At 44.9% G+C, this 2,514-nt stretch carries 2 protein-coding genes and 1 pseudogene; all 3 read right to left on the bottom strand.

Translation table 11 applies throughout. From position 1 onward, the window contains the following. Positions 1-622 precede the first annotated feature (622 nt). A complete protein-coding gene (locus NFX52_RS29750; protein ID WP_055394724.1) occupies positions 623-1,084 on the bottom strand; it encodes a hypothetical protein in 462 nt (153 codons plus the stop codon). A gap of 69 nt (positions 1,085-1,153) precedes the next feature. Continuing rightward, complete coding sequence (locus NFX52_RS29745) at positions 1,154-2,236, bottom strand: hypothetical protein (protein ID WP_156358599.1); 1,083 nt, start codon at positions 2,234-2,236, stop codon at positions 1,154-1,156. Positions 2,237-2,383: 147 nt separating this feature from the next. After that, positions 2,384-2,514 (bottom strand): annotated as a pseudogene (locus tag NFX52_RS29740) (IS481 family transposase); the annotation flags it as partial.

The raw sequence follows: 2,514 nt of genomic DNA, 5'->3' as shown, positions 1-2,514 counted from the left end.
ATATTCTGCTTGCCACAATCTATCTTTAACCTCCTGCGCAGCATCTTCGTCAAATTTTATTTTTGAAAACTGCATTCTTCTTACATAAACATCAAAGTAAGTTCTCATTTTAATATTTCTCTAACTAATGTAGACCGCACCAACCCGAAGGCCATATCTGGCGCTTGCGGTCTAAATTGGTATGAAATGAACGCAGTAAGGGGCTTGTAGCCTACGCTTGCGGCAGGTGTATTGGATGAAAATACAGTGCCAAATTGAGCCATAAAACCCGCCGCATCTCCTATGCTACGCGCCACGCGGTTGTTGAATAAGCGCCGTGAGCGAGTTTGTAACAAGCACTATAGCCTACGCACGGAGCAGGCCCATGCGCAATGCATACGAATATTTGTGCAATGGCACGGTTTGCGGACTCGCGTGACATGGTGCTGCAGTAAGCCGAGGTTTTTCAGGACATGCTGGCCATTGAGTGACGGCTATGGCGCTTCTAGCTGGATGGCGGCTCAGGGTCGATCTGCGACTGTCGCAGCCCGGCCAGAAGTTGTCGGTGGCTGCTAATAAAAACGGACGCTCAACGTTTGAGGTAAGGGGGCAACTTGCAGCAAAACATCCCCTTGACTGAGGGTTAAGTGTTAGTGACCGGGCCCCACGCTTTGTGCTCTTCGCACCAGTCATGCAAGATCAACAGACGTTCCAGGTTATAGGCAGGGTCCTGAAGCTGTTTGAACTCGAAACGTGCACTAATGTTGGGAGCCATAGATCTGAAGATGGCGTTGTTCACCAACATTTCGTGGGCAATGTAGTTCCGCTCCTGTACGAAGTTCTTTAGAAGGTGAATATAGTCTCCACGAAATGCACGCGAAGCCATTTCATTGGCAACCCGGCCCATCGTCCATTTTTCCATTTCGCTTTGCTCGATAGCACACGTGCGCTGCAAAAGGTTTTTTAGTCCGAACTCAAGTAGCTGAGCCTTCCCCATCAGAAGAGCAAAGCACTCGAATGCGTTTCGATCCGAGTAGGTGCCGAGGTTGGCGAGGATCTGGCTTTGCAGTTCCGTGGGTTCTAGTTTCGGCTCTTTTACAGACATCTGGCCTCCTTGAATCTTTGGTGCCTAACGCCGCACACTGCGGAAAATTTTTCTGACAGCAGTGCCTTGTTAAAGCTTTCTGATGCCAAGCACAATTCTATTTTTCGAATCGATGAGAGTTTTAATTGAATCATCTCGATAGATTGATTCATTTGAATCATAGGAAACCTTTGTGACCCATATTGGCCCTGTTAAAGCGGACTTCGCTAACAGCGGAGATCGATCAATTACATCCACCACTTTACTGATATAGCGCTCTATACGGTCATTAAATTTTGGGAGTACTGCATATTGTCTGTTTGCTAGCGTAAATGCTCTCACACATTGCAATTCTCTTGATGCATTAGGATCAATTTTATAAGCATCACTCACTGCCATTACTGCTGCTTGCAGTAGTTTTACTGGGTCATCTTCTCTGGCTAAACCTGAGATTAGATCTACATCTTTGAGATAATTTGATAGACAACTAATTAAAGAGCTGTATTCACCTTCGAACACGAAAGGTATTAAACAATCACCTTCAGAAAACCAGAATTTGAGCTGCCCCTCCGGTATAAGTCCATCATGAGGATGAACAGCTCCAGAATTTGGTAGATCAGCTTTGAAAGCATCCCATTTCGATCCATGAATGCTTACATGATCTACAGAGGGCACCCCTAAATAACCATCGTATTCACCTGGAAGGAAGATAGCAACCTCAGTTTCCCCATTGACATAATGATCCCATGCGCAAATCCAAAAAATTCTAGTGTTAGTCGCTCGAACAGGGTAATTGACACGACCGACATTTCTTGTTGAGATATCAACTATAGCCAACTTAAGTTTTTCAAGTAGCTCCTTGACTTGGAGTATGCTTACGACACTATTAGGATCATGTTTGCAATTATTATATAAAAGCCTAATATCGTGAATAAAATCTACGTTAACCTGGCTTATAGAGTGATTTTTTAACTCTTCAATGAATGAGTGAAAATTATCCTTATTGCTTTTCGCGGGAAACACATCGCGTTTGAGAAATAGCTCTGTAGCTGAAGCGATCTTTGAAATTAGAAGCTTAATATCTGAGGCATCATAACCTTCGATTATGTATTGACTCACTAGACGCAATGCATTGTCTATTTCAGAAGATATTGCTTGTGCATAAGTACTCAAATTTGAACTCCTGAAGTTAAGCCGCGCCACGAAGTGGCGTCGGTTTTAACGAATAGCTAGCCATCCCGCTCAATCTAGTCCCAGCTAGATTCTTGAGCGATTTTCACATGGGGCTGCAGGAAATCGAGGCTCTTCTGGCTGTGCTGCCTAATTGTCGCATCCCGTACGATCATATGGTCGCTTGTGAAACAGGTGCGGGTGGGTCTGGTACCACTCTTTCATCGCCTGCATCGGCGTACTGCTCTTGAGCGCTGACTGCGGTAACTGGTGGTTGTACA

The sequence above is a fragment of the Acidovorax facilis genome (assembly GCF_023913775.1).
GTDB lineage: Bacteria > Pseudomonadota > Gammaproteobacteria > Burkholderiales > Burkholderiaceae_C > Acidovorax > Acidovorax facilis.
The sequence above is the reverse complement of the archived record's forward strand: the minus strand, read 5'-3'. Positions and strand labels throughout refer to the sequence as shown.

What these genes read in the sequence shown, in the direction of transcription:
- NFX52_RS29750 (WP_055394724.1), bottom strand. Translation starts at nt 1,084, where the DNA reads ATGTCTGTAAAAGAGCCGAAACTAGAACCCACGGAACTGCAAAGCCAG.